This window comes from Sphingomonas phyllosphaerae, from assembly GCA_036946405.1.
Lineage (GTDB): Bacteria > Pseudomonadota > Alphaproteobacteria > Sphingomonadales > Sphingomonadaceae > Sphingomonas > Sphingomonas phyllosphaerae_D.
The window spans coordinates 2,724,943-2,738,432 of record JAQIJC010000001.1 but is presented as its reverse complement, the minus strand read 5'-3'; the positions used below and the strand labels follow the sequence as shown (position 1 = coordinate 2,738,432).

The following is a 13,490-nucleotide window of genomic DNA, read 5'->3' as shown; positions in this document are numbered from 1 at the left end:
TCCTACGACATCTTCTACAGGTTGAAGCCCCGGACGACGCGGACGGAGCCTTGCTCCACCTCGACCAGTGCGACGGGTAATTCCCCCAGCATGGCAAAGGCCTGACCGTCGTCGGCGGCGATCCCGGCCAGTACACGCCCCTGACGGAGCGCCCCTGCCTGGTCGGGTGTGAGTACGAGAGCCGGGATGTCGTCCAGCCCTGCGCTCAATGGCAGGAGAATGTGTTCAAGGCTGCGCGCCTTAGCGACTTCGTCCAGTTTGTCCAGCGTAATCGCCTGATCGAGCGAGAACGGCCCGGCCTTCGTGCGGCGCAAGTAGCTGACATGGCCGACCGTGCCGAGCGCCAGCGCGATGTCGCGCGCGAGGCTGCGGATATACGTGCCCTTGGAGACATGCGCCGTCAGCGTCGCCTCTTCGAGCGGTCCGTCGTCGGAGGTGGTCGCCAGCGTCAGCGCGTGGATCGTGACGTCACGCGTCGCCAGCACCACCGCCTCGCCGGCGCGGGCGAGGTCATAGGCGCGCTGGCCGTCGACCTTGAGCGCGGAGTAAGCGGGGGGTACCTGCGCGATCGGGCCGTTGAAGCTTGGCAGGATCGCTGCCAACGCCGCCGCGGTCGGACGCGCCTCGCTGGTCGCGATCACCTTGCCCTCGGCGTCCAGCGTGTCGGTCTGCTCGCCGAAGCGGATCGTGAAATCATAGACCTTGTCGCTGTCGAGCATCCGCCCAGCCAGCTTGGTCGCCTCGCCGATCGCGATCGGCAGCACGCCCGTCGCCAGCGGGTCGAGCGTACCGCCATGACCGACCTTGGCCTTGCCATAGCCGCCGTTGCGCAAGCCGCGCTTCGCGGCCGAGACGCCCTGCGTCGAGCCGAGCCCGAGCGGCTTGTCGAGGATCAGCCATCCGTGCAGCGTCACGCGCCGAGCGCTCCCGCCAGCGCCAGATACCAGTCGGCGAGCGCCTGTGCGGGCGGGGCAACCAGTCGCTGGACGATGTTGGCGCCCGGCACCAGCGCCGGCAGCACGAGCAACAGGACGATCAGCAGCGGGAAGCCGAACCGCGCGAGGCCGTCCCAGCGCTGCGCCAGCCGTTCCGGAAGCAGGCCGGCCACGACATGCCCGCCGTCGAACGGCGGCAGCGGGATCAGGTTGAAGATCGCCAGAAAGACGTTGATGATGACGAAGTTGAGCAGATTGGCGGCGACGAACGCGCTGACGCTCCCCGGCGCGACGCCATAGATGTCACGCGTGAACAGCCCCAGCAGCACCGCGCCGACCAATGCCAGCACGAGGTTCGATCCCGGCCCGGCCAGCGCGACCAGCATCATGTCGCGGCGCGGATGGGGGAGGCGCCGCGCATCGACCGGCACCGGCTTCGCCCAGCCGAACACCGGCGCCTTGGCGATCGCGAGCAACAGCGGCAGCGCGACGGTGCCGATCGGATCGACGTGGCGCAGCGGGTTGAGCGACAGCCGCCGCTGCTCCTGCGCGGTCGAATCGCCGAGTGCGCGCGCGGCGAGGCCATGTGCCACCTCGTGGAAGACGATCGCGATGACGAGCGGAATGATCCAGATCGCCGCCGACCAGATGATGCCGTTCGGGTTCATGCCCGCGCAGATAGGGCGAGGGCGGGGGGATGGCTAGGAGAGAAGACGTGCTTGCTAATGGTGGGCTGCCCACACCAGCAAAGCCAGGAGTGCAACCGGGCCAAAGAAGGTGACGATGCCGCCCTTCCAACCCCAGCGCTTATATGCCGCGTCGACCGAATTGCTCCAGAGGCTCTGGACCACCTCTACTACCACCTCGCCGAAGATCGTCATCGCTGTAGGTTGTCGGTTCGTGACAGGGAGGCAAGCGCCGAGTAGCTCGATTTGGCTGGGATTGCGTGACGTTCAAGCCGTCAGGACCGGTCGCGTCGTCGTTTCTGATCCGGAAATCCCTTTCGTGCGTCGCCCCGGATTTGATCCAGGGCCGAGCTTCTTCTTAGCCACTGAAGTAAAAAGAGGCTGGATCCCGGATCAAGTCCGGAATGACGAGGGGGGCAGGCGAACATAGAATGTCGATTGGCCGTAGCCTTACTGTTCCAACGCCTCGCCGAAATGCCGTCTGCACAATGCGACGTATCGATCGTTGCCGCCGATCTCCGTTTGCCGCCCTTCGGCGACCGGCCGGCCGTCGGCATCGACCCGCAGGTTCATCGTCGCTTTGCGCCCGCATTCGCACACCGACTTTATCTCGACCAGCGCGTCCGCCAGCGCCAGCAGCCGCGCCGATCCCTCAAACAGCGCGCCGCGAAAGTCGGTGCGCAGCCCGTACGCGAGCACCGGTATCCCGGCGCGATCCGCCAGCGCGGCAAGCTGGTCGACCTGCGCGGCGGTCAGGAACTGCGCCTCATCGACCAGCACGCAGGCGAGCGGCGTTTCGGCATGGCGTCGCAGCGCGCAGCCGGCGATGTCGGTCGTTGGATCGAACATCGTCGCAGGCGCGGACAGCCCGATCCGCGACGCGATCGTCCCGGCGGCGAAGCGATCGTCGACCGCCGCGGTGAACAGCATCGTCGCCATCCCGCGCTCGCGATAGTTGAAGTCGGCTTGCAGCAGGTTGGTCGACTTGCCGGCGTTCATGCTGGCGTAGTAGAAATAGAGCTTGGCCATCAGGCGAGCGTCTCGACCGTAAGCGGGCAATCGTTGCCCGCTGCCGGGGCGATACCGCGATCGAAGGTGGCGAACCGGTCGGCGGGCTCGGCGGCCGCAATATGAAGAAGGTCCGCAATGTCGCCGCCGCTGCGATAGCGTGCCAAGGCCCAGCGAACCCGCGCCTCCGCCTGCACAAGCACGTTCGGATAGTCTAGAAAGGCGTCCAGCAGCGCCGCCACAGTCTCTCGATCAAAGCCATAACGTGAGCGCAAGACCCACGCGCTTTCGATCATGACGGTGATCGTGACCAGCACCGGGGCGTTCAGCAATGCCCTCGCGATCGCCTGTTGCGCAGGATCATCGCCGATCAACAGACGAACCACTACATTGGTGTCTATCGCCTTCATTGCCGACCGCCGGCCGCCCAGTGATCCGCGATCGTTGCATTCATGTCGTCGATCGACACGGGCGGTCCCCGGTAAGAGGCGGCTAGTTCGCGGATCCGAGCCGCAACCTCGTCAGCCGACTGGCCGCTTTTTACGGGTGTAGGACGGAGAAGCACCGCATCGCCCGAACAAATGACGTCAAGCTGCTGCCCCGCATGGAGCCCCAGCGAGTCCCGCACATCCTTGGGGATGACGACTTGCCCCTTGGCCGACAAAGTGGTGCGCGCATTCATTCCGGTAAGATGCGTCTTACCTCATTCCCCGTCAAGATCGCGCGCCACCTCCGGGCGGCGGAGCAGGGCATCGATATGGCTGCCTTCGTCGAAGCTCTCGTCGGCCAGAAACTTGAGCCGCGCGGCATATTTCATCTTCACGCGGGTCGCGACCTCGCGTTGCAGATAGGCGGTGTTGGTGCGCAGCGCCTTAAGCACCGCTTCCTCGTCCTTGCCGAGCAGTGGCTTCACGAACACCGTCGCATGGCGCAGGTCGGGCGACATGCGCACTTCGGTAACGCTGACCATATGGCTGGCGAGCGTCTCGTCGTGCACGTCGCCGCGCTGGAGGATTTCCGACAGGATGTGCCGGACCTGCTCGCCGACGCGCAGCGTTCGGACAGACTTTTCGGGTTTGTCGGTCATTAACGATCTCCCTCTCCCCTCTGGGGAGAGGGGCGGGGTGAGGGGAGGGTGTCTCACCGAGACCAGCGTTCGTGTCGGCCCCTCACCCAACCCTCTCCCCGGAGGGGAGAGGGCAATTTACAGTCGATTACAGCGTGCGCTCGCGCAGCTCGACCTCGAAGGTTTCGAGATAATCCCCGGCCTTGATGTCGACGAAGTTCTGCGTGAACGTGACGCCGCACTCCAGACCCGCACGCACTTCCGGCACGTCGTCCTTGAAGCGGCGCAGCGATGCGATCTCACCATTGTAGATGATGACGTCGTTGCGCGTGATGCGCGCCTTGAGCGCCTTGCGGATGACACCCTCGGTGACCAGCAGACCCGCCGCCTTGCCGTGCTTGCCCGCCGAGAAGACCTCGCGGATCTCCGCGCGACCGACGACGGTTTCGAACGCTTCCGGCCCGAGCTCGCCCGCCATGCCGGCGCGGATCTCGTCGATCAGGTCGTAGATGACGTCATAGTATTTCAACGCCACCTTCTGCCGCTCGGCGATCTCGCGTGCCTTGGCGTTGGCGCGGACGTGGAAGCCGATGATCGGCGCGCCGCTGGCACCCGCCAGCGTCACGTCGCTCTCGGTGATCCCGCCGACACCCGAATGGAGCACGCGTGCGCGGATCAGATCGGTCGAGATCTTGTTGATCGACGCGACGATCGCCTCGACCGTGCCCTGCGTATCGGCCTTCACGACCAGCGGATATTCGATCGCGGCGTTCGCGCGCAGCGCCGAGAACATGTTCTCGAGGCTGGTCGGTGCCGAGGTCGTGCGCTTTTGCGTGAGCACGCTCTGACGGTATTCCGCGACCTCGCGTGCCCGCTGCTCGTTCTCGACGACCTGCAACTGGTCGCCCGCCGACGGTGTGCCCGACAGGCCGAGCACCTCGACCGGCATCGACGGACCCGCTTCCTTGAGCTGCCGCCCCTTGTCGTCGACCAGCGCACGGACCTTGCCGCTTTCCGCGCCGACGACGAACACGTCTCCGACCTTGAGCGTACCACGCGTGACCAGCACGGTCGCGACCGGACCACGGCCCTTGTCGAGCTTGGCCTCGATCACGCTGCCCTCGGCGGCGCGATCCGGGTTCGCCTTGAGGTCGAGCAGTTCGGCCTGAAGCTGGATCTTCTCGATCAATTCGTCGAGCCCGATCTTCTTGAGCGCGGAGACTTCCACGTCCTGCGTCTCGCCGCCCATCATCTCGACCTGGATGTCGTGCTCGAGCAGCCGCTCGCGGACGCGCTGGGCATTTGCCTCGTGCTTGTCGATCTTGTTGATCGCCACGATCATCGGCTTGCCCGACGCCTTGGTGTGGTTGATCGCCTCGATCGTCTGCGGCATCAGCCCGTCGTCGGCGGCGACCACCAGCACCACGATATCGGTCACGTCGGCACCCCGCGCGCGCATCGCGGTGAACGCCTCGTGGCCCGGCGTATCGAGGAACGTGATCTTCGACTTGTCCTTCAGCGTCACCTGATAGGCGCCGATATGCTGGGTAATGCCCCCGGCCTCGCCGCGCACGACATCGGTGCCGCGCAGCGCGTCGAGCAGCGAGGTCTTGCCGTGGTCGACATGGCCCATGATCGTCACGACCGGCGGACGAGTCTGCAACGTCTCCGCCGCATCCTCGGTGGTGTCGATCGCGAGATCGATGTCCGAATCCGAGACGCGAACGATGTTGTGGCCGAATTCGGTCACCAGCAGCTCGGCGGTGTCCTGATCGATCGTCTGCGTCATCGTGACGGGCATGCCCATCTTGAACAGCGTCTTGACCAGATCGGCCCCACGCTCCGCCATGCGGTTCGCAAGTTCCTGCACCGTGATCGCCTCGGGCACCTGCACGTCGCGGACCTGCTTGGCCTGGGGCTCGCGCGGGCCGCCGAAGCCACGCTTCTCCTTCTCTCGCGCGCGCTTCAGCGCGGCGAGGCTGCGGGCGCGCGCGCCGTCTTCGTTGAGCGCACGCGTGACGGTCAGCTTGCCGCCGCGACGCTCATCGCCCTTGCGGTCACGCTGCTGCGGACGCGCCGGGCTGTTGTTGCGCGGCGTCGCCTGACCACTGGGCAGGCTGCGCGGTGCACTGCTGCCGCCGCCCGTCGCCCCGTTCGTCGAAGCGGCAGGAGCGGACGCGGCAGCGGGAGCCGGGGCCGGCTTGGGCTGCGGCTTCGGGATCTCGGGGCGCGCGACCGGCGAGAAGCGGCGCGGCGCAGGCATCGACGGATCGCGACCGAGCCCCAACGTCGGCGCGGGCACCGGCGTCGGTGCAGCACGCGGCGCGGGGGCCGGCGCAGGTGCCGGGGTCGGCGCAGGAGCGGCCGGCGCGGGTGCAGCTTCGGCGACCGGAGCGGGCGTCGGGGTTGGCGTCGCAACCGGCGCGGGCGTAGCGGCCTCGACCGGCGCAGGGACGGGCGTCGGCGCTGGCGTCGGGGCTGCGGGGGGAGCAGGCTGTGCGGCGGTCGGCTCCGGCGTGGCCGGGGCGGGGGCCGGCGTCGGCTCCGCAGCCTTGGCCGTCGCTTCGGTTTCGGCACGCGCGCGCTCCTCGGCGCGGCGACGCTCGTCCTCGGCGGCGCGCTGGCGCTCGGCGTCCTCGCGACGGCGGGTTTCCTCCAGCGTGTGCATCCGCTGGTCCTCGGCCTCGCGCAGCAGACGCGCCTGGCGCTCCTGCGGAGTCTCGTTCGAAACCGGCGGACGCGGTGCGGGACGCGCGGGAGCGACCGGCGCGGCGGGTGCCGGCGTCGGCTCGGGCGCCGGGTTCGCCGCCTCGGGCGCACCGCCTTGCGGACCGAGCACGCGGCGACGCTTCACCTCGACCACCACCGTATTGCTACGGCCGTGGCTGAAGCTCTGCTTCACCTTGCCGGTCTCGACCGTGCGCTTGAGCCCCAGCGGCTGGCGCATTCCGAGTTTCGGCTTGTCGTTGTCGGTCTCGCTCACTCAAATTCCTCGTGCAGTCTCACGGCCGGTAGCGGTCGCCCCGGCAATGCCGGGCGCCGATGCGCCTTGCGCGGCCGTAGCGCAAGGTGCTGTATTCAGATCAGGGCCGATAAAGTGCAGCCAACGATCGAGCGCTTCGCTGAGTCGTTTGGCCGCAGCGCGGTCGATGACGCCGACGTGTACCACATTTTCGCGGCCCAGCGCCAACGACAATATGGGGCGCGCCACCGGCAGTGCCAAGCCCCTGACGTCGGAACCTTCGCGATCAGACCCGACGCGCCACGCCTGCGCCAGCTTGCGGCAGCCGTCCTCGGCGGCGTCGGCGGCATGATAGAGCGCGTGGAGCTTGCCCGAGCGCGCCGCGGTTTCGATCCGCTCCGCGCCGGTCAGCACCGTCCCGCCACGCGATTCAAGCCCCAGCCGGTCGAGCGCGTTGCGCTCCAGCGCGGCGGCGATCAGCGCGGGCAGATCGTCGGGGATCGTGACCTCGCCGGTCTTGAATGCGCGCGCGAGCGCACCGCGCAGCTTACCCTTGGCGATCGCCTGTTCGAGTTCGGCGCGATCGACCCCGATCCACGCACCGCGCCCCGGTGCCTTGGCGCGCACGTCCGGCAGCACCCGCCCGTCAGGGGCGAGTGCCAAGCGGATCAGCGCCGTGGGCGACGCGCGCTCGCGGGTAAGTATGCAGGAGCGTTCGGAGTCTGTCATGCGCGCGCCTCCCTGCTTCCGTCACCCCGGACTTGTTCCGGGGTCCACGGTGCCGCAACATTGACCGTGCATGATCGTGCGGAACGGTGGATGCCGGGACGAGCCCGGCATGACGAGGGGAGAACGGTGTGAGAGAGCGGCAACCTTGCGTCTACATCATGGCCAGCGGAAGGAACGGCACGCTCTACGTCGGCGTCACCGCCAACCTCATCGGGCGCGTCATGCAGCATCGCGACGGCACGTTTGGTGGCTTCACCGAGCGTTACGCCGTCAAACATCTCGTCTGGTCCGAGATCGCCGACACGATGGACGCGGCCATCGCCGCCGAGAAGCGGATCAAGAAATGGCCGCGCACGTGGAAGCTCAATCTGATCGAGCGCGACAATCCGCATTGGGACGACCTCGCGATCGCATTCGGCCTCGAATTTATCCGGGCATGACCAGTCGGGTCGCCAACCAGCAGACGATGAGATCGTGGCAAAGGTGGATGCCGGAACAAGCCCGGCATGACGGTCGAGCGTCAGCGTCTCATTGTCGGGGGTCCGCATGTGCGTCTCCCTTGGCAACGGGCGCGTCGCGGTCGGCCAGCAACTGGCCGCCCGCGCCGTAATTCTCGGTCGACACTTCCTCGATCACGATCTGCACCGCGGCCGGGTTCTTGCCCAGCCGCGTGACCAGCGACGTCGTGACGTCCGCCACGATCGCCGCTTTCTGCTCGCGCGTCGCCGTCCCCGCCAGTCGGATCGATACGAACGGCATCAGGCGTCCTGATCCTCCGACGCCGGCTCGGCCGCCGGCTCGTCGTCGAACCAGTGCGCGCGCGCGGCCATGATGATCTCATTGCCCTGCTCTTCGCTCAGCCCGTACTCGCCCAGCACGCCACCCTTGTTCTCCGGGCGATCGGTGCGGCGCGGCGCATCGTCGTTGCGGCGGCGCGGCTCGGCGCGCTTCTTCTCGACCAGCTCGTCGGTCGCCAGATCGGCGAGATCGTCGAGCGTCTTGATCCCGGCCTTGCCGAGCGTGACCAGCATCGCCTCGGTCAGATACGGCAGCTCGGCCAGCGCATCCTCGACGCCCAGCGCCTGCCGCTCCTCGCGATTGGCCTGCTCGCGGCGGTCGAGCGCTTCCTGCGCACGGCTCTGCAGTTCCTGCGCGAGATCCTCGTCGAAGCCCTCGATCCCGGCCAGCTCGTCGAGCTCGACATAGGCGACCTCTTCCAGCGCGCCGAAGCCCTCGGCGACCAGCAGCTGCGCAAGCGTTTCGTCCACGTCCAGCTCGTTCTGGAAGGTCTCGGAGTTCTTGACGAACTCCTGCTGCCGCTTCTCGCTGGCGTCGGTTTCGGTCAGGATATCGATCGCCTTGGCGGTCAATTGGCTGGCGAGACGCACGTTCTGGCCGCGACGGCCGATCGCGAGGCTCAGCTGATCGTCGGGCACGACAACCTCGATGCGGTCCTCTTCCTCGTCGATCACGACGCGCGCGACGTTCGCCGGCTGCAACGCATTGACGACGAAGGTTGCGGTGTCGGGCGACCACGGGATGATGTCGATCTTCTCGCCCTGCATCTCCTGCACGACCGCCTGCACGCGGCTGCCCTTCATGCCGACGCACGCGCCGACCGGATCGATGCTCGAATCATGCGAGATGACGCCGATCTTGGCGCGGCTGCCCGGATCGCGCGCCGCGGCCTTGATCTCGATGATGCCGTCATAGATTTCGGGCACTTCCTGCGCGAACAGCTTCTTCATGAAGTCGGGATGCGCGCGGCTCAGGAAGATTTGTGGGCCGCGGTTCTCGCGCACCACCTTCAGGATCAGCGAGCGGATGCGATCGTTGACGCGCACCACTTCGCGCGGGATCTGCGCGTCGCGGCGGATCACGCCCTCGGCGCGGCCGAGGTCGACGACGATATGCCCGAACTCGACGCGCTTGACGACGCCGGTGATGATCTCGCCGGCGCGCTCCTTGAACTCTTCATACTGGCGCTCGCGCTCGGCATCACGAACCTTCTGGAAGATCGTCTGCTTGGCGGCCTGCGCCTGGATGCGGCCGAATTCGATCGGCGGCAGCGGATCGACCAGATAGTCGCCGACGCTCGCGCCCGGCTGCAGCTTCTGCGCGCCGTTGACGTCGACCTGCTTGTAGATGTCGTCGACCAGCTCGACCACCTCGACGACGCGCCACAAGCGCAGGTCGCCGTTGTTCGGATCCAGCTTCGCGCGGATGTCCATTTCCTGGCCATAACGCGTGCGCGCGGCGCGCTGGATCGCGTCCTCCATCGCCTCGATGACGATCGCCTTGTCGATCATCTTCTCGGAAGCGACCGAATTGGCGATCGCGATCAGCTCCGCACGATTGGCGGTGACGCCGGTGGCCATCAGTGGATTTCCTCTTCTTCCCCGTCCGCGTGCGCGGACATGTCGTCACTATCGTCCGTGGACGTTATCTGAATCTCTTCTTCCGCGCCCTCCATCGAGAGCGGGACGGTGGCCGCGATCAGGCGATCGGTCAGCACCAGCTTGGCATCGGCGATCAGCGCGAACGGCACCTGCTCCAGCACGCCGGTGCGCGGGTGACGGATCGCGATCATCCCGTCGGCGTCGATGCCTTCCAGGTCGCCCTTGAACTGCTTCTGCCCGTCGACCGCCTCGGTCAGCACGATCCGCGCCTCATGCCCGGCCCAGTCGGTGAAGTCCTGCCGGCGGGTCAGCGGGCGGTCGATGCCGGGCGACGACACTTCCAGCCGGTACGCGCCCTCGATCGGGTCCTTGCCGGCCTCTTCCAGCGCGTCGAGCTTGTCCGAGATGCGGCGCGACAGTTCGGCGCAATCGTCGATGGTCAGCTGCCGCGTGTCGGGCCGCTCGGCCATGATCTGCAACGTGCGCTCGTCGTCCTTACCGAACAGCCGGACGCGCACCAGTGCGAAGCCGAGCGCGTCGGCCTCTGGCTCGATCAACCGGACGAGGGGAGTGATGTCGTTCAAAAGCACCTGCCGCACATGCGTTTCTTGCCGCCGCGGAGCGAGCCCCGCAGCCCCTTATCACCTGACGATGTAAGAGAAAGCACGGTCCATATAGCGCCGGTCTGCCACCCTCGCAAGCACCTAGGCGACAGCAGGGGAACAATGGCGGATACACGGGTTTGTTGGGTGAAATTGACGTGAAAAGGAGAAAAGGGTTGCTGTACCGTATCGCCTTCGCCGCCGTCGCGCTCAGCGCCGCAGCGGCCTGCAACGGTGAAGATTCGCCCGCGGTGCAGCCGATCGCGGACGCCCCGGTCGCCCCCGCACCCGCGCCGAGCCCTTCGCCCTCGCCAAGCGGCACGCCGGTCGCGGGCACGCCCTTTGCCCGCGCCGTGATCGCCGACTTCGACGCGCCCTGGGCGATGACGTTTCTCCCGGATCGCCGGATGCTCGTCACCGAGAAGAAGGGCGCGTTGCTGCTCGTCGCCGCCGACGGGGCGTCGCGACGGACGATCGCAACGATCGATGTCGATTCCGAAGGGCAGGGCGGGTTGATGGACGTGGTGCTCGCCCCCGATTTCGCGACCAGCAAGCGGGTTTATTTCAGCTATTCGGCGGCCGGGCAGGGCGGCAAGGGTGTGGTGCTCGCGCGCGGAATCCTGTCGGGCGAGGCGGGTGCGGAGCGGCTGACGTCGATCGAGACGCTGTACCGCGCCACGCCGCTGGTGACCGGCGACGGCCATTATTCGGGACGGATCGCCTTCTCGCCCGATGGCCAATATCTGTTCTTCACCAATGGTGATCGACAGAAGTTCACGCCGGCGCAGGACAAAAGCGGCTCGCTCGGCAAGGTGCTGCGGCTCACGCCCGAAGGCAAGCCGGCGGCGAACAACCCGCTGGCGGCGCAGGGTTTCCTCCCCGAGGTATGGAGCTACGGCCATCGCAACCTGCTCGGCCTCGCCTTCGACGCGCAGGGCAATTTGTGGCAGCAGGAGATGGGACCGAAGGGCGGCGACGAGCTGAACCTGGTGTTGCCCGGGCGCAATTATGGCTGGCCGAACGTCTCGAACGGCTCGAATTACGACGGCAGCGACATTCCCGACCACGCCGCCGGGGACGGTTACGAAGCGCCGAAGGTGTGGTGGAATCCGGTGATCTCGCCGGGCGGGCTGATGATCTATTCGGGCGACCTGTTCCCGCAATACAAGGGCGACGCGTTCATCGGCGGTTTGTCCTCGCAGGCGCTGGTGCGCGTCGATCTGAACGGGACCAATGCGAGCAAGGGCGACCAATGGTCGATGGGCGCGCGCATCCGCGAGGTGGAGCAGGGACCGGACGGCGCGATCTACGTGCTGGAGGATGGCGGCGACTCGCAAGGACGGTTGCTGCGGTTGACGCCGGCTTCGTAGGTCCGGGATGATAGTGGGGGCATGTGACCATCCAGCCCACCCCGTCGCTCCTGCGAAGGCAGGGGCCTATGTCTGTCGAATGTCGCGAACAGCCTGACACACATCCCTTGCGCCTCGTGTCAGACCTTCCAAGCCTCCACGAACAGCCATAGGCTCCTGCCTGCGCAGGAGCGACGGTTGGGTTGGAACGACCGACAGCCCTCTTGACGCTGCACCGCAGCATCGCCAGCTATGCGGCTTACCAGAACAGCCGAAATCGGGGAAATCGCATGGCCACCGCCATCGCCGACGTGCGCAATGCACCCGTCGGCTTGATCCATTTGTCGCTCGCGGTCGGCGGGTTCGCGATCGGCACCACCGAATTCGCGACGATGAGCCTGCTGCCCGACATGGCACGCGACCTGGGCGTCGACGCGCCCACCGCCGGGCATGTCATCAGTGCCTATGCGCTAGGCGTGGTCGTCGGTGCGCCGCTGCTGGCGGTGCTCGGCGCGCGAATGGCGCGGCGGCACCTGTTGATCGCGCTCATGACGCTCTTCGCGGTCGGTAACGGCCTGTCGGCGCTTGCGCCGAGCTATGGCTGGATGATGCTGTTCCGCTTCATGGCCGGGTTGCCGCACGGCGCCTATTTCGGGATTGCGATGCTGGTCGCGGCATCGCTGGTCGATGCGGGCCGCCGGACGCAGGCGGTGGCGCGCGTCATGCTGGGGCTGACGGTCGCGACGATCATCGGCGTGCCGCTCGCCAACTTCATGGGACAATTGCTCGGCTGGCGCTCGTGCTTCATCGTCGTCGCCGGTCTGGCCGCGCTCACCGCCGCGTTGGTCGCGTTCTTCGCGCCGCGCGATCGTGGCGACCCGGCGGCGAGCCCGCTATCGGAACTGCGCGCGCTCAAGCGGCCGCAGGTGTGGCTGACGCTCGGTATTGGCGCGATCGGTTTCGGGGGCTTGTTCGCGGTCTATACCTATCTGGCCGACACGATGGCGGCGGTAACGCAGGTCGGCCCGCGCATGGTGCCGTTCGCGCTCGCCGCGTTCGGTGTCGGGATGACGGCGGGCAACCTGATCGTCCCGAAGTTCGCCGACCGCGCGCTGCTGCCCACCGCCGCCGCGGTGCTGGTGTGGAGCATCGCCGCGCTGCTGCTCTGGCCGCTCGCCGCGCAGCATTTCGCGACCGTGCTGATCGCGATGGTCGCGATCGGGATCGGCGGGTCGCTGGGCACCGTACTTCAGACCCGGCTCATGGACGTTGCTGGCGACGCGCAGGCACTGGCCGCCGCGCTCAACCATTCGGCGTTCAACACCGCCAATGCGCTCGGGCCGTGGCTGGGCGGGATGGCGATCGCCGCCGGCTGGGGCTGGACCTCGACCGGCCCGGTCGGCGCGGCGCTCGCGGTCGCGGGGCTGGTCGTCCTCGCCATATCGTGGGCAGTGGACCGCCGCGCCGCTACATGACGATGCCGGGCTTCGCCTCCGCGATCGCCGCCAGCACCATCCGTTCCCACACCGCGACATCGCCCGCCGCCGCCATCGCCGGGCTCGGCGCGCGCATCGTATGCAGCACCGCGATCGCGTCATCGCGGTGATCCTTCCACTGCGCGTCGACCAAAGCGCTGGGCGACTCGACCGTGCCATGCCCGTTGGCGCTCAAATGCTGAGCGGCCAGCACACGCGCGATCCGCTCGACGACCGGGGAGGTGGCAGTGTCCATAAGCGATCTCCTTCTCCAATATT

At 67.2% G+C, this 13,490-nt stretch carries 16 protein-coding genes; 3 read left to right on the top strand and 13 right to left on the bottom strand.

Annotation, left to right across the window (positions count from 1 at the left end; all coding sequences use genetic code 11):
- Positions 1-14: 14 nt before the first annotated feature.
- From truB to PGN12_12945, 9 genes are all read right to left on the bottom strand, one after another.
- Complete coding sequence (gene truB, locus PGN12_12985) at positions 15-908, bottom strand: tRNA pseudouridine(55) synthase TruB (protein ID MEH3104806.1); 894 nt, start codon at positions 906-908, stop codon at positions 15-17.
- A gap of 2 nt (positions 909-910) precedes the next feature.
- Positions 911-1,603 carry a site-2 protease family protein gene (locus PGN12_12980; protein ID MEH3104805.1) on the bottom strand — a complete coding sequence of 231 codons (693 nt, stop codon included), beginning with the start codon at positions 1,601-1,603 and terminating at the stop codon, positions 911-913.
- Positions 1,604-1,657: 54 nt separating this feature from the next.
- A complete protein-coding gene (locus tag PGN12_12975) occupies positions 1,658-1,816 on the bottom strand; it encodes a hypothetical protein (GenBank protein ID MEH3104804.1) in 159 nt (52 codons plus the stop codon).
- Between the two features lie 255 nt (positions 1,817-2,071).
- On the bottom strand, positions 2,072-2,650 hold the full coding sequence (locus PGN12_12970; protein MEH3104803.1) for a thymidine kinase: 579 nt from the start codon (positions 2,648-2,650) through the stop codon (positions 2,072-2,074).
- Positions 2,650-3,039: a type II toxin-antitoxin system VapC family toxin gene (locus PGN12_12965; protein MEH3104802.1), complete on the bottom strand. Its 390-nt coding sequence runs from the start codon at positions 3,037-3,039 to the stop codon at positions 2,650-2,652. Before PGN12_12965 ends, PGN12_12970 begins: the two co-directional genes overlap by 1 nt.
- Positions 3,036-3,311 (bottom strand): AbrB/MazE/SpoVT family DNA-binding domain-containing protein, encoded by a 276-nt coding sequence (locus tag PGN12_12960; protein ID MEH3104801.1) that lies wholly within the window; start codon positions 3,309-3,311, stop codon positions 3,036-3,038. Before PGN12_12960 ends, PGN12_12965 begins: the two co-directional genes overlap by 4 nt.
- A gap of 21 nt (positions 3,312-3,332) precedes the next feature.
- Complete coding sequence (rbfA, locus tag PGN12_12955; protein MEH3104800.1) at positions 3,333-3,716, bottom strand: 30S ribosome-binding factor RbfA; 384 nt, start codon at positions 3,714-3,716, stop codon at positions 3,333-3,335.
- A 127-nt stretch (positions 3,717-3,843) separates the two neighbouring features.
- Positions 3,844-6,678: a translation initiation factor IF-2 gene (gene infB / locus PGN12_12950; GenBank protein MEH3104799.1), complete on the bottom strand. Its 2,835-nt coding sequence runs from the start codon at positions 6,676-6,678 to the stop codon at positions 3,844-3,846.
- Positions 6,679-7,386 carry a DUF448 domain-containing protein gene (locus PGN12_12945; protein ID MEH3104798.1) on the bottom strand — a complete coding sequence of 236 codons (708 nt, stop codon included), beginning with the start codon at positions 7,384-7,386 and terminating at the stop codon, positions 6,679-6,681. It abuts the gene before it with no gap.
- Between the two features lie 128 nt (positions 7,387-7,514).
- On the opposite strand from PGN12_12945, the gene PGN12_12940 reads away from it, so the two are divergent.
- Positions 7,515-7,826: a GIY-YIG nuclease family protein gene (locus PGN12_12940; protein MEH3104797.1), complete on the top strand. Its 312-nt coding sequence runs from the start codon at positions 7,515-7,517 to the stop codon at positions 7,824-7,826.
- A gap of 88 nt (positions 7,827-7,914) precedes the next feature.
- Here the strand turns inward: PGN12_12940 and PGN12_12935 are convergent, their stop codons facing one another.
- The 3 genes from PGN12_12935 to rimP are packed head-to-tail and all read right to left on the bottom strand — an operon-like array spanning position 7,915 to position 10,384.
- Positions 7,915-8,145, bottom strand: coding sequence for a 4-oxalocrotonate tautomerase family protein (locus PGN12_12935; GenBank protein ID MEH3104796.1), 231 nt, complete (start codon positions 8,143-8,145; stop codon positions 7,915-7,917).
- Positions 8,145-9,764 (bottom strand): transcription termination factor NusA, encoded by a 1,620-nt coding sequence (nusA, locus tag PGN12_12930; GenBank protein MEH3104795.1) that lies wholly within the window; start codon positions 9,762-9,764, stop codon positions 8,145-8,147. The genes PGN12_12935 and nusA overlap by 1 nt, the downstream gene beginning before the upstream one ends.
- Positions 9,764-10,384 carry a ribosome maturation protein RimP gene (rimP, locus tag PGN12_12925; GenBank protein MEH3104794.1) on the bottom strand — a complete coding sequence of 207 codons (621 nt, stop codon included), beginning with the start codon at positions 10,382-10,384 and terminating at the stop codon, positions 9,764-9,766. Before rimP ends, nusA begins: the two co-directional genes overlap by 1 nt.
- 179 nt (positions 10,385-10,563) lie before the next feature.
- Between rimP and PGN12_12920 the strand changes: the two genes are divergently transcribed.
- Entirely contained in the window at positions 10,564-11,757 is a 1,194-nt protein-coding gene (locus PGN12_12920; GenBank protein ID MEH3104793.1) for a PQQ-dependent sugar dehydrogenase, read from the top strand.
- 269 nt (positions 11,758-12,026) lie between these two features.
- On the top strand, positions 12,027-13,211 hold the full coding sequence (locus PGN12_12915) for an MFS transporter (protein ID MEH3104792.1): 1,185 nt from the start codon (positions 12,027-12,029) through the stop codon (positions 13,209-13,211).
- Here the strand turns inward: PGN12_12915 and PGN12_12910 are convergent.
- Positions 13,204-13,467, bottom strand: coding sequence for a hypothetical protein (locus PGN12_12910; protein MEH3104791.1), 264 nt, complete (start codon positions 13,465-13,467; stop codon positions 13,204-13,206). The two genes, PGN12_12915 and PGN12_12910, sit on opposite strands and share 8 nt — an antisense overlap.
- Positions 13,468-13,490: the final 23 nt, after the last annotated feature.